This window comes from Rapidithrix thailandica, from assembly GCF_039710355.1.
Lineage (GTDB): Bacteria > Bacteroidota > Bacteroidia > Cytophagales > Flammeovirgaceae > Rapidithrix > Rapidithrix thailandica.
The window spans coordinates 18869-41394 of the sequence record NZ_JBDKWZ010000008.1 but is presented as its reverse complement, the minus strand read 5'-3'; the positions used below and the strand labels follow the sequence as shown (position 1 = coordinate 41394).

Below are 22526 nucleotides of genomic sequence, written 5' to 3'. Positions count from 1 at the left end.
TAGTAACAGAAATGGCGAATTGCATGCTCCAAGGGTATTCACCTGCAAAGGATGAATAGAAAAGTTAAAATACAAGTATATTCTTTCACAAAAACGACTCCTCTTTCTACTACCATTCACACAATTACATCATGTATTCAAAAAGTGATAGTGACAAAGCGCATTTTCAGACAGGGAGAAGAACTTGACGTATAAGGGCAGCGGAATACTGCTCTTTACAACAAGAGGCGGGCCATTACAGCCTCTATATAGCTGATCAACAGAAAAGTAGCCATCCCTGAAAACCCGTATCTTATCAGGGCTCAGGTATGAAAGCCCGAAAATAAAAAAAGCCATCCAAATATTGGATGGCTCTCTGATTTTTTTCTGAAAAATTTTATTTCAACTCTAACAAGCCGTCAATTTCTTCTTGCAATAATTCGGTTTTTGATTTTAATTCTTTTCGAAGGTCATTTTTAATCATCTCTTCGGCCGAAGCTACATCGTACAATACACCCATGTAGATATAGGTCAATTTATCTTTTTTGGTAAATAAGACCACGGGTTCGGTTCTACCCAATTTGGCCGCTACGGTATTCTGATAGGCCCCGATTACTTCCGTTACGGAAGCAGCATCTTCCATTTGCTCGGCATTCGCTACATTTGACTTGATACGACCCAATATATTGCTACCGATTTGAGAAGCGATATCCGCCAAACACAATTGTTGGGCTTGTTGTTTGGCCGCTGCAAACGTTTCTGCTTTAGCCTCTTGAGTGGTATAGTAAAATTTTCTTCTTCCTTTATCATCTCTCACATAATTCAAAATCATAGCTTCCTCAATCTGCTTGTCCATATTAGGCTCGCCAGGCAAATTCATAAAGCCTTGTTTTCTGAATTTTTTCGCTTGTTTCCGAGCATCTTTGATAGCCTTTTTTCCGGCTATTTTTCGAGCATCTTTCCATTCATCGGATGTTTGAGCATTTGCAAAACTCATACCCACAATAGCCAACATTAATAAGAAAGTAAGGGATTTCAGGGTTCTCATAATCTTGAATTTTATTTCGAAGAATATTTAATTATTTAATTCGGTAAATGATGTAAAAAACGCTTAAAAAAACGATTTTAGTTGAAATTATTTTGCTAAACGGAAATAAATTAAGGGGGTTACATTAAGTTTTTTATTTTCCAAAATGTTTTAAACAAAAGCACTTTACATTAGACGGATGAAACAAAAAATAGTTTTAATCAGTCTTTATACCCATCGGACTTATACTCAGAAAAAGTAAAGAGCTCATAGTATAACTTCTCTCTTTTGCTAAGAAAGAACAAAATGTACCTCAAAAAATACATCCATGAAAAATATACTTATATACACCTGTTTTTTAATGCTTTATGCAAGCGGAAACGGCTTTGCACAAAAATTGGTCAATGTAACGGGCAAGGCCATGGTTCGTGTAGAGAACAGTCACTGCATTGGGGATTTAAAATCTAAAATTGTACAAATGGCTCAATTCGATGCTCTGGCTAAAAAGTTTGGGACATCCGTCCGGCAAGACAATGAATTAGTAACCACCAGCGCTCAAAAAGACGGTGTAAATTCCACATCTTCTTTGTTCAATGCGATTTCTACCAGTGCGGTCAAAGGGGAATGGGTAAAAACTCAAAAAGAAGAGCTGCATTGGATACTGCGGGAGGAAGGACCTAATGAAGAACAAGTGCTTTATTTGTCCTGTGAAGTGGAGGGAAAGGCCCGGGAAATAAATGATGCTTCCATCGACTTTGAAGCCTTGACCCTCAAATGCGACCTGCCGGAACAATGTGCCACAACCATGTTTGAAGACAATGACGATTTTTTTGTCAGTTTCAAATCCCCTAAAAAGGGATATATCAGCATTTTTATGCGGGAAGAAGACTTGGTGTACCGATTGTTTCCTTACTCTCAAATGTATGGGGAGTTAGCGAGTTGCGCCCCCATCATTTCCGACCAAGAGTATGTCTTTTTTTCTCAAAAATACGGCAATTACTTTGAAGGATATACCAGCCGGCATGTGGATCCTCTCCGTTTATCCACGGGCAATTCGGAGCGGATTTTTAATAGAGTCTATATTGTGTATTCCGAAACGCCTTTTGATAAACCTATATTCGACCAACGGTCGGATGGCTTAAAAGTAATTGAGCCGGAAAAGTTTCAACAATGGCTGAGTAAAAACAAAACGGCTAATACCTCTTTTCAGGAAAAAATCATTTATATGAGTGTCAGAAAGTAAGAGCATGTGTAACTTTCGCCCTTTGGGCCAAAAATGAATTTTAAATGTGCTTTAAACGACAAATGCCCTCACCAACTAAAATCAGTGAGGGCATTTGTCTATTTTACGATGCTTTTACTCTTCTTTGATCGAATAGTCTATGCTGATTTCGTTGACAAGGTTTAATGAACTAAAACGCACCAATACTTTTTTAGCCTCTTTGTTTTGCCCTTCCGCACATTGCTTCCCCGCTTCAACAAAATACACATAAAATTTTTGGTTTCTCTTCATCAAATCTATCCGATCGGGCTTCCCCAGCACCTTTCTCAGTTCTTTGTCATCCAGACCTATCAGTTGGTCTTTTAAACGAAGAATCTGATCCAACAACTCCAGCCGGTCATTTTTACATCCATTCTTGTCGTTTTTCCAAAGCGTTTCTTCAAACCAATCCGCATTTACTTTGCCGGAACAGGCTCCCATCGTCCAAAGGCAAATTATGCCCAACATCATACTTTTCCAATTCATTTTAATCGTTGTTTCCACTTGCTTTTTTGTTCTTTCGTTGCTAACGCATCCGGTTTGTGATTGGATTTTTGCTCCTGGAAAAAAGAGTGTACCAAAGCAGCCGCTACCCACTTGTCCTCCTGGCTTCCGTTTTGAAGCATCTCCGGCCGGAAGTGTTCTGCTACAAAGTTAGTATCATAGCTTCCATTTTTAAATATTTCATGCTGAAGAACAAATTTACAGAAATCCATGGTAGTGCTCACCCCAGTGATATGATATTCTTCCATTGCTCTCAGCATGCGTTGAATGGCTTCCTCCCGGTCTTTGCCAAAGCTGATGAGCTTCGCAATCATAGGATCATAAAACACAGGAATTTCCAAGCCCTCTTCGTAGCCATCATCCAAACGAACACCGGGACCAAAAGGCCGCTTATACACTTCTAAGACCCCTGTATCAGGCAAGAAATTATTATGAGGATCTTCCGCATATATTCGCACTTCAATGGCATGTCCGTTAATCAACAAATCTGCCTGGGTAAAGGGTAATTTTTCTCCTTGGGCTATGCGGAGTTGCTCTTTTACCAGGTCCTTCCCGGTGATTTGCTCCGTAATCGGGTGCTCCACCTGCAAGCGGGTGTTCATTTCCAAAAAGTAAAAATTCAATTCCTTATCAACGATAAACTCTACCGTACCGGCCCCTACATATTGGCAAGCCTTTGCCACTCCTACTGCAGCATCTCCCATCTGTTGCCGCATTTCGGGACTTATTACGGTAGAAGGCGCTTCTTCAATTACTTTCTGATGCCTGCGCTGTACACTGCACTCCCGTTCAAACAGGTGGACAATATTTCCATGTTTGTCTCCCAATACCTGAACTTCAATATGCTTGGGTGAAGTGATGTACTTCTCAATAAATACCGAAGAATTGCCAAATGCGGAGCGGGCCTCACTCATGGCCCTGTCCATTTGTTCTTCCAGTTCTTCCTCTGAGTATACCGCTCTCATCCCTTTTCCTCCTCCACCGGCACTGGCTTTTATCAAAACCGGATACCCTATTTCCCGGGCTTTTTCCTTTGCCAATGCGGGGTCTTCAATCGAAAAATCCGTACCGGGCACCAGAGGAATTTTGTATTTCTTTACAGCTTCTTTTGCTGCCAACTTGCTTCCCATGGTCTCAATGGCACTGGCCGAGGGACCTACGAAGATCAACCCGGCCGCTTCTACTTTTTTGGCAAACTCCGCATTTTCAGACAGGAAGCCATACCCGGGATGAATAGCATCTATCTCCAACTCTTGACATACCTGGAGGATTTTATCTTGGCATAAATACGACTGGGACGAAGCCGGTGGGCCGATGCAAACGGCTTCATCGGCCATAAATACATGGGGAGCCTTCCGGTCTGCTTCGCTAAAAACAGCAATGGTTTGTATCCCCATCTCTTTGGCCGACTTGATGATCCGGCAGGCAATTTCTCCCCGGTTGGCAATTAATAAGCGTTGTATCTTCTGGACTGTCATGTTATGTTGTTTATTTTTCCCTAATGTTAAATACACCTGGCCAGTAATGCACAACAGCTCAGGTTGAATACAGCCAGGGTATGGGTTGGTTTATTGGTTTAAAGAAATGAATTTCAAGCGTTCAACTGTAAATTTGTTTTTTTACAGATCAAAAATTTCAATATTTTCCAACATCCGGTATTACATTTCCACAATGTGCAAAACTGCTTAATTGAATTATTTCATTCATTTCCAAAACTTTCTAAAAATATTTTCTACCCAAATTAGGAGAATTTATTCATACGGCCAAGTTTACACAAAAAACTCAAAAAAAGCCCGGGGATTAGCCCCTACAAGATTCTCTATTTTTGAAATTCACTTATTTATATACTAGATTTGTGTGTTTTTTTGAGGAACGCGTATTTTTAAAATAAAACTTGGAAAAGTGGATCTATTCGAAAAATTATTAGCGCACAGGGGGCCATTAGGCCAGCATTCACAAATTGCACATGGCTACTACGCCTTTCCCAAGTTAGAAGGAGAAATAGCTCCTAGGATGAAATTCAGAGGGAAAGAAGTATTAACTTGGAGCTTGAACAACTACCTTGGTCTGGGAAATCACCCGGAAATCAGAAAGGCAGATGAAGAGGCGGCAAGGGAGTTTGGATTAGCTTATCCTATGGGAGCTAGGATCATGTCGGGTAACTCCAACTTGATTGAAGAATTCGAAAACCAGCTAAGTGAATTTGTAGGAAAAGAAGATACTTTGGTACTTAACTATGGATACCAAGGAATCATGTCGGTAATAGATGCCTTACTTGATAGAAAAGACGTGGTGGTGTATGATTCAGACAGCCATGCATGTATTATTGACGGTTTGAGGATGCACTTGGGTAAACGCTTTGTCTACCCGCATAATGACATTGAGAACTGTGAAAAGCAACTGAAAAGAGCGGAGAAAATCACCGCTGAAACCGGAGGGTCTATTTTGGTGATTACCGAAGGGGTCTTTGGCATGTTGGGAGAGCAAGGTAATCTTAAAGAGATTGTAGAACTGAAGAAAAAGTATCAATTCCGTTTGTTGGTTGACGATGCCCACGGCTTTGGTACCATGGGAAAAACCGGTGCCGGTACAGGTGAGGAGCAAGGCGTTCAAGATGAAATCGACCTTTACTTTTCAACCTTCGCCAAGTCTATGGCAAGTATCGGAGCATTTATCTCCAGTAAAGAGCAAGTGATTGAATATTTACGTTACAACTGCCGTTCACAAATTTTTGCCAAGACACTTCCTATGCCTTTCGTCAGAGGGAACATGAAGCGCTTGGAGATGCTTCGTACCATGCCGGAGTTGAAAGACAATCTTTGGAAGGTGGTAAACGCTTTGCAAAACGGTCTGAGAGAAAAAGGATTTAATATTGGCAATACTCAATCACCGGTGACTCCGGTAATCTTGAGTGGTGGCAACAATGAAGCGGCCAACTTGATTATGGACTTGAGAGAAAACTACAACATCTTCTGTTCTGTAGTGATCTACCCGGTGGTGCCCAAAGATGTGATCATGTTGCGTTTGATTCCTACTGCCTCACATAGCTTGACAGACGTAGAAGAAACCATTACTGCCTTTTCTGCTATTCAGCATAAGTTAGAAAGCGGGGTTTATGCAAAAGCAGAGCCACAGATGATAGCAAAATAATCCAAATCGATAGAGGGTTGGGCCCTGAAAGTACAACACTCCCTACAAAAAGTGCTGTATTCAAGAGATTTTGTCGAATTTTCTTAAAAAAATCAGACCTTGAGTATAGCACTTTCTCAAACATTTTCTAGATTTGGCAGCAGTTAAGTGTTTTAACAATTAGTAATCATAAACGAATTTTATTAAAATGGACAGATTCGAAGAATTGAAAAACCTCCTTTTCAGTCTGGAAGACGACTTTGCTAAGTTCTACGATAAAGGTGTTCAAGCTGCAGGAACCCGCGTAAGAAAAGGGATGCAAGAAATGAAAAACCTTGCTCAGGAAATCCGGGTAGAGGTTCAAGAAAAGAAAAACGCTGTTACTGACAAGTAATGCACAAGGTGGTTTGACACAAACCACCTTTTTGATTTTAAAACAAAAAAGAAAACCGGTAACTATCTGGCTTTCTTTCCTAAAAATAGTCTTAAAAGAAAAGACCTTTGGCTAATCAAGGTATACAGAGGCGGATTATACACGCTTCGCTTCCCTTGGTTTGCCAAAGGTCTTTTGGCTTGAGCAGGTTTATGCACCTCTCCCCACTTTTTTACTTACGCATTTTCCAAATGCAAAGCTTTTTCTTTTAAAGCTTCTTTCAATTCTTTACTGGCCTCTACCAAGGGCAACCTCACCTTCGCTTGACAAATTCCCAAAATTTCCAATAATGCTTTGATTCCTACCGGATTCCCTTCCTTATACAAGAGGGTATTAAAACGGCTTAATTCGTATAGCCAATGGTCAGGGCTATTGCATGGTTTCCCTGCTAAAGCAGCGCGAACGATTTCCGAAAACTCCTTCGGATAAGCGTTCGCAGCTACCGAAATCACGCCTTTTCCACCAATGGAAATCAAGGGCAGAGTCAATAAATCATCCCCGGAAATCAGTAGAAAATCCTCCGGTGTTTCGCGGGCAATTGCAATGGCTTGTGCCATATCTCCGGCAGCTTCTTTGATGCCTACAATATTGGGATGTTCGGCTAGCCGGATGGTTGTTTGCGCCTCCAAATTGCAAGAGGTACGGGCAGGCACATTGTACAAGATCACCGGAACGGGAGAGGCATCGGCTACGGCTTTAAAATGTGTATAGAGGCCTTGCTGGCTAGGTTTATTGTATTGAGGTGTGACGGAAAGAATGGCATCCGCTTTTTTGACATAGTCTTCCTTCAGCTCTTTTAATAAAGCCGCTGTATTGTTGCTTCCTAAGCCAAAAACAACAGGTTTTTTCCACTTATTATTTGCTACGACAAAGTCGAGTACAGCCACTTTTTCCGCTTTGCTTAAAGTCGGTGACTCTCCGGTTGTGCCATTCACCACTAAGTAATCTACTTGAGGGGCTGTATGGTTCAATAATCGTTCAAGACCTTGATAATCCACTTCTCCGTCATCGGTAAAGGGGGTTGCCAAGGCTACACCAGTTCCAACAATCGTATCCATCTAATTTTTTATTTTATTTATAGAGTTTGAGATTCCATTAATGATTAAAGCAAATTGCTTTGGTATAATGCTGTATTTGTTCTATGAGTTGTTTAATGGAATTTCCCTCAACTTGAATCATGAGTTCAAATAATTGTGCACGTTGCTCATCGTATTTGCCAATACGGCATTTGGCCTTAGAGGCACTTAAGATGAGGTCAAAGGGCTCGAATTCATCCAAATTGATACAAAACAGATAGTCGAATTTTTTTTCTATAAAATTATGGATTTTGGAGGAAGTAAATACGCCAAAATTAGAAATATCTTTTTCGGTAAAGAAATTAAAGGGGAAATCATAGGGACTATCCTCCGTCCGGTCAAAAAAGGTGAGTGTTTCCACCTTTTTACCATCCCGCTTAAGCCCTTGCACAAACTGGTTGATATACTGATGCTCTCCGTTACCATTGGCTACCCGGAACAACAAACCAATACTGGAAGCCTGTTCATAATTGAAGGTTTCCCGTTCACAAGCCAGGCTCTTTTGCCGGGCCTTTTGTGCTTTTATTCCCAGAAAATAACTTTTTATAAAATTCACTTCCTCCGTCAATTATACGCGTTTCAATTTCCTATGAAGCCACCCTGCATAGGTACACTTCTCACTCTGCATTTACTCCATCTTCTGCTCCTTGTTCCAGCATTTGATAAAAATCCTCTTCGCCAAGGACGATGGTGTTAAATTTCTTTGCCTTTTCTAGTTTGGAAGGACCCATTTTATCTCCCGCCAATAAATAGTCCAGTTTGGAAGATACAGAAGAAACAATTTTCCCTCCGTGTTGTTTCACAAGCTGTTTCATTTCATCCCGGCTCACCGAAAAGACGCCCGAAACCACAAACGTTTTCCCTTTGAGGGCTTCGCTGTTTAGAGTAGTCTCCTCCTCGGAAAGCTCAAAGTTAAGTCCTACCTCTCTTAATTTGCCAACGAATTGTCTATTTTCTTCAATTTCAAAATAATTCACAACACTTTGAGCAATGCGTTCTCCGATATCCGGTACTTCGACCAAACTCTCTACGGTTGCCTGGCTCAAGGCATCCATCGAATGGAAATAATTCGCCAGTTTTTCGGCTACGGTGGCCCCGACAAAGCGAATGCCTATTGCGAAAAGCACTTTGGAAAACGCTTGGCTTTTGGAAGCTTCTACTCCTTGCAATAGTTTTTCGGCTGAGCGTTTGCCAAACCGCTCTAAGGTAAGCAAGGATTCTTCTGTCAACAAATAGAGGTCCGCAGCATCCTTGACCAATCCGGTATCCAAAAGTTGTTCAATCGTCTCTGGCCCCAGTGACTCGATGTTCATCGCTTGCCGCTGAATAAAATGCTCGATTTTACCTTTGATTTGCGGAGGGCAATGCGCGCTGTTCTCACAAAAATGAACCGCTTCTCCTTCAGCCCTTACCAAAGGGGTACCACAAGCCGGGCATTCATGGATAAAGTCTATTTTTTTCGCACCCTCTTTTCTCAGAGACATATCAACTCCGGTAATCTTCGGAATGATTTCCCCGCCTTTCTCTACATACACCCAATCGTTCAGGTGTAAATTCAAGCGCTCGATTTCATTTGCATTGTGTAAAGAAGCCCGTTTCACTACCGTACCGGCCAACTGAACAGGTTTCAGGTTCGCTACCGGGGTGATTGCGCCTGTACGGCCCACTTGATAGCTCACAGATTCCAATTCGGTCTTGGCGCTTTCCGCTTTATACTTGTAAGCAATGGCCCAACGCGGACTTTTGGAGGTAAAGCCTAATTGCTGTTGTTGTGCATAGTTGTTGACTTTGATTACGATTCCATCGGTTTCCAATGGTAAACTGTTTCGTTTGGTTTCCCAGTCTTTGATAAAATCCAGTACTTCCTGGATACTGTTACACTTTTTATACGTGGGAGAAACATTAAACGTCCAAGCGGTCAGTTGTCGAAGCGCTTCCTCATGGGTATTGGCTCCCAAGTTTTCCCCTAACAGGGCATACAGATAGCAATCTAACTTACGTTTCGATACGATTGAGGAATCTTGCATTTTTAAAGTCCCGGAGGCCGCATTTCTAGGATTTGCCAGTAAGGTCATGGGTTTTCTACCGGCCTTTTCCCGTTGTTCATTCTCTTCGACTATTTGGGCATTGATCCGGTCAAATTCTTTTTTAGGTAAAAAAACTTCCCCTCTTACTTCAAAAGACTCCGGAATATTGTCACCTTCAATTCTCAATGGCATTGAGCGGATGGTACGGGCATTGGGTGTAATATCATCTCCTCTCACTCCGTCACCACGGGTTACTGCTTGTTTTAAGATGCCGTTTTCGTACGTAAGACTGATCGCTACCCCGTCAAACTTTAACTCACAAATGTACTCTACGTCCTCCTCTGCTATCGCCTTTTTCACACGAGCATCAAAATCCAATAATTCTTGTTCATTATACGTGTTCCCCAACGAAAGCATGGGGTACTTATGATATACGGTCGGAAACTCTTTGGTAATCGCCCCCCCTACCCTTTGTGTAGGTGAGTCTTCCAACCTGAGATGAGGGAATTTTTCTTCCAGTTCGATTAATTGATTGAGTAGTTGGTCGAAATCGTAATCCGAGATTACCGAATTGTTTTTTTGGTAATATTCATAATTGTAAAAATTTATCTTTTCAGATAATTCTTGGATCTGTTTTTTAACTTCTTGTTCGGTCATTGGTTAAATTAAGTTTTAGTCAGTAGTAATATAGGAAGACGCTTTCCACCCGACCCCAGAGGTAAGTCTTTGAGTCCGTCACAGCAAAAAATCACCCTCTACGGCAGAGCGTTAGTTCTCGTACAAAAGGAAAAGCACATACATGAACAACTATGCTCCCTCTTATTGATCCAAATGGTTACGAACCTTCGCAGCAATTTCGGCCAATTGGTCCTGCGTCAGGTTTAGCTTAGGATTGGTAAAACTCATATCGCTCATCATCTGAAAAGGGATCAAATGCAAATGGGCATGAGGCACTTCCAAGCCCATAACGCAAGAACCCACCCGTACACAAGGGACGGCTTTTTGCAGGGCTCTGGCTACTTTTTTGGCAAAGACGTGCAAGCCTGCCAGCAGTTCGTCATCCAGGTCAAACATGTAATCCACCTCTTTTTTAGGAATTACCAAGGTGTGCCCTTCCGTTAAGGGATTAATATCTAAAAATGCGAAATAATTATCATTTTCGGCAATCTTATGACAAGGGATTTCCCCTTGGACGATCTTGGTGAAAATTGATGCCATAACCGTATATAGTTTTTGTGTTTTGGGCAAAAAAATGGTTGAAAACCTTGGAGGTCTTCAACCATCAAAAATAGTGAATTGCTTACTTTTTATCTGCTTATTTCTATAATTTCAAATTTAAGGCTTCCTCTTGGAGCTTTTACCGAAGCAACGTCACCAACCTTTTTGCCCAACAAACCGCTACCGATCGGTGATTTCACCGAGATTTTGCCGGCTTTCAAGTCCGCTTCTTCTTCCGATACCAAGCAGTATTGAAATTCCATGCCATTGTCTACATTCTTGATTTTTACTTTGGAGAGAATCGACACTTTGGAACTGTCAATTTGGGATTCATCTATGATTCGCGCTTTTGAAATCAATTCCTCCATTTGGGAAATTTTCATTTCCAACATGCCTTGGGCATCTTTTGCAGCGTCATACTCTGCATTTTCACTTAAATCGCCTTTGTCTCTAGCTTCCGCAATTTGATTCGCAATATCTGCTCTTCCTTTGGTTTTCAGTGCATTCAGTTCGTTTCTCAACTTCTCTAAACCTTCGCGGGTGAAATAAGAATATCCTGACATAATTTTTTAATTTAGTTTAAACACTTCAAAAAAATGAATAAAAAAAATAACGATCTATCTTCGAACAGATCGTTAAAGATTGAAATATATACGTGGTTTTTACTTAATCCTTATTCTTAAGAACCCCAATTGCACTTATTTGGTTTACACATAAGTACAAATTTGGCCCTCAATCAGTGGATTAAAGATACGAAATTTTATAATGCTTTCCAATTTCCCCGCCAATCATAAAATTCCACCCCTTCAAATTTCTTTTTATAATCGTAAAAGGAGGAAATATCATAACAATAACCGTGATAATAATACTTTCTCCCATTGCGGATAGAGTATTCTATTTCCAATAACATGGTATATATCCCCAGGCTAAAATTGCTATACGCCAAATCGTACATCCCGTAAACGCTGGAGGTCACCTGCCTGCCTAAATCCAGAAAGCTTACCGCCACCAAATGCCTCTCATCGTAAACACAAAACTCCAGAGCTTCGCAAGGAACGGAAGCGGGTTTTTTAGATAAAAAGTCGTAGATCGATTTGGGAATTCCGTACTTAAACTTCAATTTATGCTGCTCGAAAAGTTCGATTTTTTCCGGGTTTATCTCCACCTCTTTAATCACGGTGTGAAACTTCTGGTTTCTTTTAAGGATCTTTCGATAACGTTTGGACAGCTTGAACTGCTCTAAGTCAATCCGCAATGGAAGCACATTACACAACTCGCCGTTGTGTATGTTCAAATTGTATTTAAAAAAACGCTTGCCAAAATGCCTCCACCCCTGCTCCAGCATTCGGTCTAATTCTTCCGGTGAAATACTATTCTTTTCAATTTCTTTGAAAATTAGGTACTCCATATATCCAATTGTCTGGTTTTTTGATCGACAAAGTCCGGTCGTAACCGAGACATTTCCATTTATTTGACTGCTTGTAGTTTCTTAGTAACGGTGCAACCGTTTCGTAGGCAAATCGCTGCGTTCGATCTGATAACGTCAGACACACAGTGCGCTCACTCTACCGGGCGCACATCAAAGCCTTTTTCTTGTAAAAGGGCAATCATCCCGGACTCTCCGGGCAAATGCGCCGCACCTATTCCTATAAACATACTTCGGCTTCGAATGTTCTCCAAAATTCTCTCAACCATTCTATCATTCCGTTTGTTCAAAAGCTCTTCTTTAAACATGAGATTATCCATTTGTTGTTCTACATGAACGTGAATCCCTTCCAGATCACCCGCCAGGTAGTATTCCAAGAGTTCTTTGAAGAGTTGAATATTTTTTTCCTGGTGGATGATATGTTCGTGTAATGCCTTGGCTTGCTCTTTCAAAGGCAATTGATCAAAAACTGCCATTTGTTCTTCCAGGGTTTCCAAGCCAATCACTTCCTGCTCATTTTCCTTGGCCAGATTCTGAAAATACAAATCCAAGGGAGGTTTGTTGGAAGCCGACCGGGTACTTTGGCCCAAATCGAGAAACAAGGTTGCTAAAAGAAGCGGTTTCATCCGTTCGGTTGACTGGCTCATCCCCGTCAACTTTGTTTCCAATGCCTGATGCACTTCGCGGTACTCTTTTTCCCCCAACAAGTCTTGTAAAGTAGTATCGCCCGGCATAAAGAGCAAGCTCATTTTTTGAGAAAATGCCATGGGATCTATCACAATTTCCCCGGCAAACACCTCACATTGGGAAAATTTGACCATTACAGAATCGGAAAAGTCAAACACTCGCTCATCATTGATATGCACCGTACCGTACAGATAAGAGCTAGTAGTTAAGCCATTGCCTCTGATTTCCCACAGCAATTGTCCTTGAGCTCCGTGAAAAAGCCCCATCAACATCAGTATACTCAAGATATGTTTTATTCTCATCACCTTTAATTTAACTGTTTGATACACCCCGGTTTTTTGACCCTATTTATCTATATAAGACACTGCCAGAAAGTAGGTCTTCGTCAGAATTAATATACGTTAAAAGGAACTAACAATTTCAATTTTTACTTACTAAAGTAATATTATCCTCAGTCTTTTCTAAACATATCCTAATAGCTGCCATTTTTCAACCACCTATTGTGTTATTAACGTGAGAAAGCACGTTACTTTTGGATTGGATTTTCATTAATTCTTAGCAATATCAGCAATTTACCTGTATTATCTTTCACCTTAAACCCCAACTCCACCATGCACACTAGAACCATTTATCTGATTCTCAGGGCTCTAAAAAAAGCCAATGCACTAAATGTACACTTCTCACGCGTTTTTTTTCAAGATTTGATTGAGGAAATGTCCGGGAAGGATTTTAGAAAAGGTTTAAAATACCTTTGTGACAAAGGCTATGCAAGCTACCACAACTCTACAAACAGTTACAAGTTAAAAGATTTGGGTAATCAATTTCTGTTGAATTACGAACTTCAAGTGAAGTCCAGAGTATCAACATTTTAAGGTTTTAGTTTTTACTTTTTTACACTCGTTATTCTTAAAGTGTACATATGAACATGCTTTAAGAGCTAAGCATAAAAGTCAGTTGCAAGAACTGACTTCACCTTCATTTCTAACTACGTATAATTTACGGGTAGTCGATGCAGTGTCAGCTATCCGTAAATTTTTTGAGCTTCTTCGGCAAGCCTTGCTTTGTCTACAGGCACCACACCCAAATGCTCACATACCAGACCACCTCCCAAATTTGCCAAACCGGCGATTTGTGAAAGGGGTAATTGCAAAGCCAAACACAAACCGGCAATACTGACTACGGTATCCCCAGCCCCGGAGACATCGGCAATTTCCCGTTTGTGAGCCGGCAAGAGGTAGTCTTCCGTAAAGTTACTGATATAAATTCCGTATTCCGAAAGTGTAATCATGGCGGAATCTACGGGCATATGTTCCCGCAATTGTTGCACGCCCTTACGGATGCCATTCAGGTCGCCTCCATGCAAAGTGATGTTTAGCCCTTCTTTTAACTCTTTCAAATTGGGTTTAAACAGCGTACTCCCCTTATAGCTTAAGAAGTTGCGCTTTTTAGGATCTACAATGGTAGGGATACCTTTGGCATTCGCGAAAGCAATTACTTCTTCAATTAACGGCCGGGTCAAAACTCCTTTGTCATAATCTTCGAAAATAATGACTTGAATTTGGTGTCCCTGAACCAATTGCTTCACCCGGGCTACCAAGGCTTCGATTTCTTTGGCCTGAATCTCGCTATCTACCTCCGTATCCACTCGCAACAGTTGTTGAGAACCGGCTAAGATTCTTCGTTTCACAGTAGTAATCCGTTCATCGCTTGTCACAATTCCCTGTGCGGTCAATCCTTTTTCTTGTAAAAGGCCGTTTAAGGTATTCCCTTCTTCATCGTTGCCTGTCACAGAGCATAAAATAGGTTGGGCACCCAATGCCTGTACATTTAAGGCCACATTCGCAGCTCCACCTAATCGGTTTTCAATTCTTTGGGCATTCACTACCGGCACGGGTGCCTCCGGTGAAATACGGTCTACTGCTCCCCATACATAGGAATCGACCATCACATCACCAATAATCAATGCTTTAAGTTGGCTGAAAGAAGAAAAAATATCTTGAATATTCACGCTACTGATCGGTTTATACAAAAAAAAGCGGAAGAGGGCTCAGTCAGGTCTAATTCCCTTTCCCAACAGGTACGTCCCCAAAAAGGACAACCCGTTTTGATAAAAAATAATCAATCGTTGCCAGAGCAAAACCCCGGCAACGATTGAATGGTCTATTGCATCGTTATTTCAGTTTTTCCAGACTGTTCTTAATTCGAACAATCGCTTCTTTTAACTCTTCGTCTGAAGCGGCAAAAGAAATACGTATGCAGTTAGGGGCTCCAAAAGCTCCTCCGTCTACTACAGAAACATGTGCATCTTGCAATAGATACATCGCAAAATCATAGCTATTGTTGATGGTTGTCTCTCCGTTCGATTTTCCGAAGAAAGCACTGATATCCGGGAAAATGTAAAAAGCCCCTTTAGGCTCGTTGGTTTTAATTCCATCAATCTCATCTAACAAGCCTTTTACCAAGTTTCTTCTTCTCAAATACGCTTCCGCCATTTGATCGGTAGCGGCCCTGTCGCCCGTAATAGCAGCTAAAGCGGCACGCTGAGCGATAGAACAAGTCCCGGAAGTGAATTGTCCTTGTAGTTTGTTACAAGCTTTGGCAATCCAGGTAGGAGCTGCGATATAGCCTACTCTCCAGCCGGTCATGGCAAAACCTTTCGAAAATCCGTTGATGATAACTACACGGTCTTTGATATCGGCAAATTCCGCCATACTGGCATGCTGGCCACCAAAGTTGATGTATTCATAGATTTCATCCGAAATCACAAAAATATTTTTATGAGCCTTAATTACTTCTGCCAAAGCGCCCAGTTCTTCCTTGGTAAATACCGAACCCGTAGGGTTACAAGGAGAAGAAAACATAATGGCTTTGGTCTTATCCGTAATTGCTGCTTTTAACTGCTCCGGGGTTACTTTAAAGTCGTTTTCAATTCCTCCTTCTACCAACACAGCCTTTCCTCCGGCCAACTTCACTTGCTCGATATAGGTCACCCAGTAAGGCGTGAAAATAATCACTTCTTCGCCAGGGTTTACCAAGCTCAACAGTACATTTGCAATAGATTGTTTGGCTCCGGTGGAAACGACAATATCTTCCGGTTTGTAGTCCAAACTGTTATCCTTCTTCAGCTTGTCAGCAATCCCTTGTCGCAACTCAGGATAACCGGGAACCGGAGAATAAGAAAAATGTTTTCCATCTTCAATAGCTTTGATAGCAGCTTTCTGAACATTTTCAGGAGTAGGAAAATCCGGTTCTCCCAAGTTCAACTTAATTACATGATGGCCTTGATCTTGTAATTCTCTCGCTTTAACTGCCATCGCAATAGTAGCAGATTCAGAAAGCGCTTGTAAGCGCTCAGCAACTGGATAGTTGATGTTTTCAGTACTCATCTGTTTTCGTTTTATACATGAAGTAGCAAAAATACTTATTAAAGCCAAAACTGGAAAGCAATTGTCCAGTTATCAAAGGACTTCCCAAAGGATTCCTCATTCTCTTACATTCAAGTGGAATAATTAATGAGTTGGTCAAACCTCAAAACAAGCTTCGGTTTCTTCTAAGAAGCTTGAAATAACCTACTTAGCCAGTACTCAAGTGCAGATTTAGGGAAGATTTCAGTATATTTCAACGGACAATCTCTTCAACATGAAAATTAAGGAACAAATCATTTCTTTAATCACCGCCATGGATGAACGCCAAGCCATTGGCTTTCAAAACGAACTCCCCTGGCAGCTTCCGGATGACCAAGCCTACTTTGAAAAAACGGTCCGGCAACATGTTACGATCATGGGAAGAAAATCGGCCGATTCACCTGACTTGCTCTACTCCCGGTTTCATAATATCATCCTGACCCGGCAAAACCGGTTGACATTAAACTTTCCGGGAAACTATTCTCTTGCTGGAAATTTACAAGAAGCACTCGAACAAGCAGGTAAGGGAGAGGTGTTTATTGCCGGAGGGGCCCAGGTATACCGGGAAGCGCTGCCTTTGGCTCACCGCCTTTATATTACGCAGGTACACCATGTGTTTGACAATGCAGACGCATTTTTTCCTCTCTTTCAGAAGGAACATTGGGAGCTTTATGCAGAAGACTTCCACCCAAAAGATGAGGCTCATGCCTACTCTTTCACCATTAAAAAATTAAAAAGAAGATCAGTATAAACAATGTTATCCTCTCCAAGGGTTTGAGCCTTTGTTTGGTAAAAAAATCGAGCTCACCGGATAGTCAGCCGGCAAGCTCGATGAAATTTTTATTGGTTTGCCAATTCCCAAACGTTCAAAAAGCCTAATTTTACGATTTTTGCAAATTTGCTCCAATTCGCTTTGTGCTGATGATCCGATGGGCGGTGGTAATCCGAATGCGCGCCTATAAAATACCAGAACACCGGAATGTCCTTTTCCGCAAAAGAACCATTGTCACTTCCTCCGACCGGCTTTTCCATAGGCGCATAATTAATATCCAGGTTTAACTCATAATCCTCATTGTGCTGGCGGGTTAGTGTATCAATCAAGGGCATGGAGCTGGTATAAATCATGCTGACTTTAACGCCTTCCGGGTCCCAATCCGAATCGCGGGAGATCATGTCATAATTTAAGGCGGCAACTATTTTTTTTCCTTCCGGCAAGTGATTCACAAAGTACTTAGAACCCAACAAGCCTTTTTCCTCGCCCGTCCATCCGGCAAATACTATTGTACGCTTAGGCTTAACTCCCGTAGCAATACAAGCCCGCGCAATTGTCATAATGCCCACCGTACCGGAGGCATTGTCATCCGCTCCATTCCATATGTAACCTTCGTATTTGCCCAAGTGATCATAATGGGCTCCCACCACAATAATTTCATTCGGATTTTCACCTTCAATCACTCCTAGTACATTCCTTCCTTGCAGGATTTGAGAATTGACAGAAGTACGAATCGCCACCTGTTTGTTGGTGATTTGTTTGGAGGCCGGTTTTTGAGTACGGGCAACTTGCTTTTCATATGTAGACAAGTCTACACCGGCCTCTTTGACTAAGGCATTGGCCGCTCTTTGTGACAAATTTACAAAAGGAATATTGGTGGATAACTCCTCCCCCGGCAGTACCAAACGGGTATCATAAAACCACTTCAATTTCTTATCCCCTTCGTACATGGGTAAATTCTGCCGGAAAGGTTGATTGGCTGCCCAATTCACGCTTTCGTCCTTGGCCAAGTCCACTTCCAGGATTGCAAGTGCTCCCTTTTCAGAAGCTATTTGGTTTTTCTTCCGTAATAAATTCAGCGGGTTTTCAGGCTTGAATTTTTGATAGGCTTTGGAATCGACCTCTGTATGCCCTGGAAAGCCTGTCAAGCGCAACACTATTTTACCTTGAACATCCACCCCTTTGTAATCATCGTACCCAGCTTCTATATCAGAAATTCCGTAACCCACAAAGACCACAGGAGCGGTAATCTCTTCACTGACGTCCCGTGTCCGGACTACAAAATCTGTTTTATAATTGAAGTGAATCGTTTTCCGGCTTTCCTTATTCGTTTCTATTATTGAAAAAGCTTGTTGTTCGCCCGGAGTGTACTCAATCAAACTGAAATGTTGAAAATAGGATTTGGCTTGTTTGTCAGTTTCACCCAATAGTTTTTGATAGCGATTCGGTTGATAGTTAATCGAATCACCGGCTGGTTTCACTCCGAAGCTTTCCAACATGGTAGCTATATAATCTCCGGCCATGTAAGCGCCTTTTTTACCGGCTTCACGACCCTCCATCCAATCGGAGGCCAAAAACTCCAGCTGGCCTTTTACAGCCTCCTCATTGATTGCTTTCAAGCCTCTGTCTTTGGGAGCTTCCTGCCCCAAAGCGAAGAGATGCAATCCGATTCCAAATGTTAATAGAAATAGTTTTTTCATAAGATACTTAGCGTAAAGACTTCTCTTTTAGGGGAGAAGTCATAGATGATCAAATACTTATTTAAAGCATGTTTAACTTTCACCTTTTGGGCTGAAAGTTTTCATCATCACAAGGACGACCCCCACAACGAATTTTAAACATACTCTTATTTTATTCACAGAAATATCAAACTACCATAAGTTGATTTATTTCAAATAGTCACTTCATAAAAAAGCCTGAGCACCGTAAGCACCCAGGCAGTTTTATTGTCTCAATTAAAGGACAAAAAGAGAAATCTCTTATTTATATAATACCGACTTAACTGCTTCGATAGTTCTTTTTACATTTGGCAATGTAGCTTCAATCAACGTAGGCGCATAGCCTAACGGAACGTCTTGGTTGTTAATCCGGATAACAGGCGCATCCAAATAATCGAAGGCTGCCTTTTGAATATTGTAAGCGATGTCTGTAGAAATAGAAGCCAACGGCCAGGCTTCTTCTACGATGACACAACGATTGGTTTTCTTAATCGATTCGATGATGGTCGGGTAATCCAGAGGTCTTACAGAACGTAAGTCGATGACTTCAGCCGAAATATTATCTTTCGCTAATTCATCAGCTGCTTCTAAAGCCACCTTCATCAATTTACCGAAAGAGATCAAGGTTACATCCGTTCCCTTTCTCTTCACATCGGCTTTTCCGATAGGAACGATATACTCACCATCCGGCACTTCACCTTTGTCTCCGTACATCAACTCAGACTCCATAAACACCACCGGGTTGTTGTCCCGGATAGAAGCTTTCAACAAGCCTTTTGCGTCATAGGGATTTGAAGGCACCACCACTTTCAAACCAGGTGTGTTGGCATACCAGTTTTCAAAGTTTTGAGAGTGTTGAGCAGCTAATTGGCCGGCATTTCCTGTCGCTCCTCTAAATACAATGGGAACAGAATACTGTCCTCCTGACATTGAGTACATTTTTGCGGCTCCGTTGATCAACTGGTCAATGGCTACCAGTGAGAAGTTAAAGGTCATAAATTCTATAATGGGACGCAAGCCGTTCATCGCTGCACCGATACCAATACCGGCAAAACCTAACTCGGCAATAGGAGTATCGATTATGCGGTCCGGGCCAAACTCGTCCAGCATTCCTTGGCTGACTTTATAAGCACCATTATACTCGGCAACTTCCTCGCCCATTAAGAAGATATTTTCATCTCTCCGCATCTCTTCTGACATAGCCTCACGAAGAGCCTCTCTGAATTGTATTTCTCTCATATTAATTACATACTTTACTTGAAACCTCGGCAAAGATAGCCCCTAAAATGCTAAAACGAAAGTGGAATTAGTGCTTGATGAATCCCTTATTCAGGGGGGAGCGGATGAGTAGGCGGATTTATGCAAATGGAGCATCCCATTGAGGGTTTGTAAAGGGGCAAGAAGCGTTTTTTTAAAAGACAAAAGCCCGGTGGGTTTGACACCACCGGGCTTTTTTATCAAGTAAATAATTTCTATTCGCTTATTTCAAAGCATCCAAGAAACCAGCGTTAGACCAGAAATCTACGAACTCAAGGTCTTTCGCAGCTCTTTCTTTCAACTCGTCACTTTTAGTAACTGCATTTTTCAAGTAAGAGAATGCTTTGTCAGCATTGTTCATTCTTACGGCAGTGATAGCTGCTCCGTAGTACGCATAGGCGTTGTCTTGGTCAGCGTTAATTGCTTCGTCAAAAGAAGAAGCGGCACTGCTGTAACCAGACTCATCCATTTCTTTGCTTGCTTTCAACAAGTAAGCCAAAGCTTTATTATAAAGTACTACAGGATCGTTACCGGCTGCTGAAAGCGCTTGGATAGCTTCATCATAGTTACCTTGACGGATTGCAATATATCCTTTCAAAGCGTTCACAGATGCTCCTACAGAGCTGTTAGAACTACCGGACACTTTTCCTAAAGCTTCTTTTGCAGCTTCAGCATCGCCTAACATCATTTTAGCACCGGCTAAGTTAGCATAAGCCTCAGGAGACTCTTGGCGCTTGATACTCAACTCAAATTGACCGACAGCTTTCTCTAACAATGCTTGCTTGCTATTATCAGAAGCTTTTTTCGCCATATCCAAGTAAGTAGCTCCTAAGTTGTTGTAAGAAGCATAAGAATCATTTTTCTTGATCGCCGCTTCGTACATTTTTTCTCTTTCTTCCAAAGAAGGAGTTTTAGAAGCTGCATACGCCAACTCATCATCTTTCAATTTGTCAGCACTTTCCTCACCATTAGCGATTTTTTGAGCCAATACCATGATCTCAGGCTCGGTCAATTTCTCCTTGATTTTCAAGATTTCAGCTTTGGCTGTTCTCAACGGAGGATAGATTTCGCGGAAGATCACTCTGTAAGAAGGAAGAGTTTGCAATTTCAATTCTTTAGAGACGAAATCACCAGCACCATTGATGATCGAAAGGATTTCGTTTTTCTGCGCGTCAGTCAACTTGCTGTTTTCGTTCAATAATTTTTTGAACTCAGTCCAGTCTTCAATTACAGGCTTGGTTACAAAATTGATTTCTTCCAACTCACCCTCATAATCAAACTTGTCAGCCATTTTCTTGTAGTACTCCTCTACAGTCTTAGGTCTTTCGTTGGCTAACTTACTGTTAATATCCGTAGGACCTTCAGGAGAGTGCATACCAGTGATGCTAACCGTTCTGGTTGGGTGTTTTGCAGAAACGTACTCTTCTAATTGCTTAGAACGATCGCTTCTTTTTTCGCTCCAACGCAAGTCAGAACGACCTTGCAAGAAGAAGAATTCAACATGTTGTGGTTCATACTCCTCACGTCCGTCATAACCATGAGCTACATAGTTAGCATAATAGGCAGGTTGACCTAAACGAGAAGTGGTGATCACACCATTGCCATAGCCTGGGATCGCTACTTTTTCACCTTCTTTTACTTTGGTTCCTTTCGAAGCCATTCCTTTCACATTCACTTGCCCTCTCTCATACGCATCTTGATACGCAAAGCTAAAGGTTTGTGATACTGATGGCTCGGCAGTTGCATTTTGGTAGTCGTCACCGTTAAAGGAAACTTTTCCCAAAGCTAATTCTTCACCGTCAGTAGGTTGGAAATATACTTCCAGGTCATAAGTAGTTTTAGGCTTCATCATTTTCACAGGCAACTTAGCGGACATCTCAAACACAACAGAGTCACCATGCAATTCTAATGGAGAAGGCTCAACTTTCAATTCTTGCTGTTGGGCCATCTTAATCATCTTATTCAAGGTACAGCCCGACAAGAATATACCTAATGTGAATATTAGGGTAAGTGCACTTTTGTAATTGTTCATAACTGTTTTCTAAATTTTTATTTACCAGTGATTAACAATATTATATTTGAAATTTGAATGTTTCAACATTTATTATACCACTAATTCTACTGAATTAGGTTTTTCTGTTCTTTTTTTAAGTCCTCAGTAACAGAATCCACCTTACATCGCGTCAAAACTTCCTGAAAATCTTATAAGTTACAAATCATATGCAATACAAACAAACTTCTTTTAATATCCGAAAAAAAATTACATACTGTATTGCTGATTTCTCTTATAGAACTCGCTCAAAGCGCGTGTTGCCATACTAGCAGGAATTGCGTAGAAGTAGTGCAATAATAACTAAAAATACATAAAATGTAAGTTATTTCAATAAATAATTGTAAGTGCCTGAAAGCCGTTTTTTTACGTTCAATCGCATTTATTACAGATTGATATATCCTTTCGGAATCCCTCTTGCTTTTATAGTATAAAAATTGAAGGAAAGATAAAAAGTGCAGGTGTGTTAACAAAAATTTTCGAGTAATTTGAGGAAGGTTTTTCCCAAATTTAGTTATTTAGATGTATGCTAGTGTAGCATTGCAGGTTGTTAGTAAA

General features: G+C 41.2%; 19 protein-coding genes. 4 read left to right on the top strand and 15 right to left on the bottom strand.

Going from position 1 to position 22526, the window contains the following annotated elements; genetic code table 11:
• Positions 1-376: 376 nt before the first annotated feature.
• Positions 377-1027 carry a hypothetical protein gene (locus AAG747_RS14955; RefSeq protein ID WP_346821998.1) on the bottom strand — a complete coding sequence of 217 codons (651 nt, stop codon included), beginning with the start codon at positions 1025-1027 and terminating at the stop codon, positions 377-379.
• 307 nt (positions 1028-1334) lie between these two features.
• Here AAG747_RS14955 and AAG747_RS14950 point away from each other — a divergent pair, with 307 nt between their 5' ends.
• Positions 1335-2249: a hypothetical protein gene (locus AAG747_RS14950; RefSeq protein ID WP_346821997.1), complete on the top strand. Its 915-nt coding sequence runs from the start codon at positions 1335-1337 to the stop codon at positions 2247-2249.
• Positions 2250-2363: 114 nt separating this feature from the next.
• Here the strand turns inward: AAG747_RS14950 and AAG747_RS14945 are convergent, their stop codons facing one another.
• Together AAG747_RS14945 and accC are read right to left on the bottom strand one after the other, a co-directional pair.
• The gene (locus AAG747_RS14945; RefSeq protein ID WP_346821996.1) at positions 2364-2753 is read right to left on the bottom strand and encodes a hypothetical protein; all 390 of its coding nucleotides are present in this window, start codon (positions 2751-2753) and stop codon (positions 2364-2366) included.
• Positions 2750-4249 carry an acetyl-CoA carboxylase biotin carboxylase subunit gene (gene accC, locus AAG747_RS14940; RefSeq protein ID WP_346821995.1) on the bottom strand — a complete coding sequence of 500 codons (1500 nt, stop codon included), beginning with the start codon at positions 4247-4249 and terminating at the stop codon, positions 2750-2752. Before accC ends, AAG747_RS14945 begins: the two co-directional genes overlap by 4 nt.
• 424 nt (positions 4250-4673) lie before the next feature.
• Here accC and AAG747_RS14935 point away from each other — a divergent pair, with 424 nt between their 5' ends.
• Positions 4674-5921 (top strand): aminotransferase class I/II-fold pyridoxal phosphate-dependent enzyme, encoded by a 1248-nt coding sequence (locus AAG747_RS14935; protein WP_346821994.1) that lies wholly within the window; start codon positions 4674-4676, stop codon positions 5919-5921.
• Positions 5922-6108: 187 nt separating this feature from the next.
• Positions 6109-6294 (top strand): histone H1, encoded by a 186-nt coding sequence (locus AAG747_RS14930; RefSeq protein WP_346821993.1) that lies wholly within the window; start codon positions 6109-6111, stop codon positions 6292-6294.
• A 215-nt stretch (positions 6295-6509) separates the two neighbouring features.
• Here AAG747_RS14930 and dapA read toward each other — a convergent pair whose 3' ends face one another.
• From dapA to AAG747_RS14885, 9 genes are all read right to left on the bottom strand, one after another.
• Entirely contained in the window at positions 6510-7391 is an 882-nt protein-coding gene (gene dapA / locus AAG747_RS14925; RefSeq protein WP_346821992.1) for a 4-hydroxy-tetrahydrodipicolinate synthase, read from the bottom strand.
• A 37-nt stretch (positions 7392-7428) separates the two neighbouring features.
• Positions 7429-7965, bottom strand: a complete 537-nt coding sequence (locus AAG747_RS14920) for a DUF6913 domain-containing protein (protein WP_346821991.1) — start codon at positions 7963-7965, stop codon at positions 7429-7431.
• A gap of 61 nt (positions 7966-8026) precedes the next feature.
• Positions 8027-10093 (bottom strand): NAD-dependent DNA ligase LigA, encoded by a 2067-nt coding sequence (ligA, locus tag AAG747_RS14915; RefSeq protein WP_346821990.1) that lies wholly within the window; start codon positions 10091-10093, stop codon positions 8027-8029.
• Between the two features lie 162 nt (positions 10094-10255).
• Positions 10256-10654: an HIT family protein gene (locus AAG747_RS14910; RefSeq protein WP_346821989.1), complete on the bottom strand. Its 399-nt coding sequence runs from the start codon at positions 10652-10654 to the stop codon at positions 10256-10258.
• Positions 10655-10743: 89 nt separating this feature from the next.
• A complete protein-coding gene (gene greA / locus AAG747_RS14905) occupies positions 10744-11217 on the bottom strand; it encodes a transcription elongation factor GreA (protein ID WP_346821988.1) in 474 nt (157 codons plus the stop codon).
• 197 nt (positions 11218-11414) lie between these two features.
• Positions 11415-12062: an arginine-tRNA-protein transferase gene (locus tag AAG747_RS14900; protein ID WP_346821987.1), complete on the bottom strand. Its 648-nt coding sequence runs from the start codon at positions 12060-12062 to the stop codon at positions 11415-11417.
• A gap of 152 nt (positions 12063-12214) precedes the next feature.
• Positions 12215-13069 (bottom strand): TraB/GumN family protein, encoded by an 855-nt coding sequence (locus AAG747_RS14895; protein WP_346821986.1) that lies wholly within the window; start codon positions 13067-13069, stop codon positions 12215-12217.
• A gap of 719 nt (positions 13070-13788) precedes the next feature.
• On the bottom strand, positions 13789-14775 hold the full coding sequence (locus tag AAG747_RS14890) for a bifunctional heptose 7-phosphate kinase/heptose 1-phosphate adenyltransferase (protein WP_346821985.1): 987 nt from the start codon (positions 14773-14775) through the stop codon (positions 13789-13791).
• Positions 14776-14938: 163 nt separating this feature from the next.
• Positions 14939-16153: a pyridoxal phosphate-dependent aminotransferase gene (locus AAG747_RS14885; RefSeq protein ID WP_346821984.1), complete on the bottom strand. Its 1215-nt coding sequence runs from the start codon at positions 16151-16153 to the stop codon at positions 14939-14941.
• A 253-nt stretch (positions 16154-16406) separates the two neighbouring features.
• Between AAG747_RS14885 and AAG747_RS14880 the strand changes: the two genes are divergently transcribed.
• Positions 16407-16922, top strand: coding sequence for a dihydrofolate reductase (locus AAG747_RS14880; protein ID WP_346821983.1), 516 nt, complete (start codon positions 16407-16409; stop codon positions 16920-16922).
• An 89-nt stretch (positions 16923-17011) separates the two neighbouring features.
• Here the strand turns inward: AAG747_RS14880 and AAG747_RS14875 are convergent, their stop codons facing one another.
• The 3 genes from AAG747_RS14875 to AAG747_RS14865 form a co-directional block, all read right to left on the bottom strand.
• The gene (locus AAG747_RS14875; protein WP_346821982.1) at positions 17012-18643 is read right to left on the bottom strand and encodes a M20/M25/M40 family metallo-hydrolase; all 1632 of its coding nucleotides are present in this window, start codon (positions 18641-18643) and stop codon (positions 17012-17014) included.
• 279 nt (positions 18644-18922) lie between these two features.
• Complete coding sequence (locus AAG747_RS14870; RefSeq protein WP_346822227.1) at positions 18923-19906, bottom strand: pyruvate dehydrogenase complex E1 component subunit beta; 984 nt, start codon at positions 19904-19906, stop codon at positions 18923-18925.
• Positions 19907-20141: 235 nt separating this feature from the next.
• Positions 20142-21950: a tetratricopeptide repeat protein gene (locus tag AAG747_RS14865; protein WP_346821981.1), complete on the bottom strand. Its 1809-nt coding sequence runs from the start codon at positions 21948-21950 to the stop codon at positions 20142-20144.
• Positions 21951-22526 lie beyond the last annotated feature (576 nt).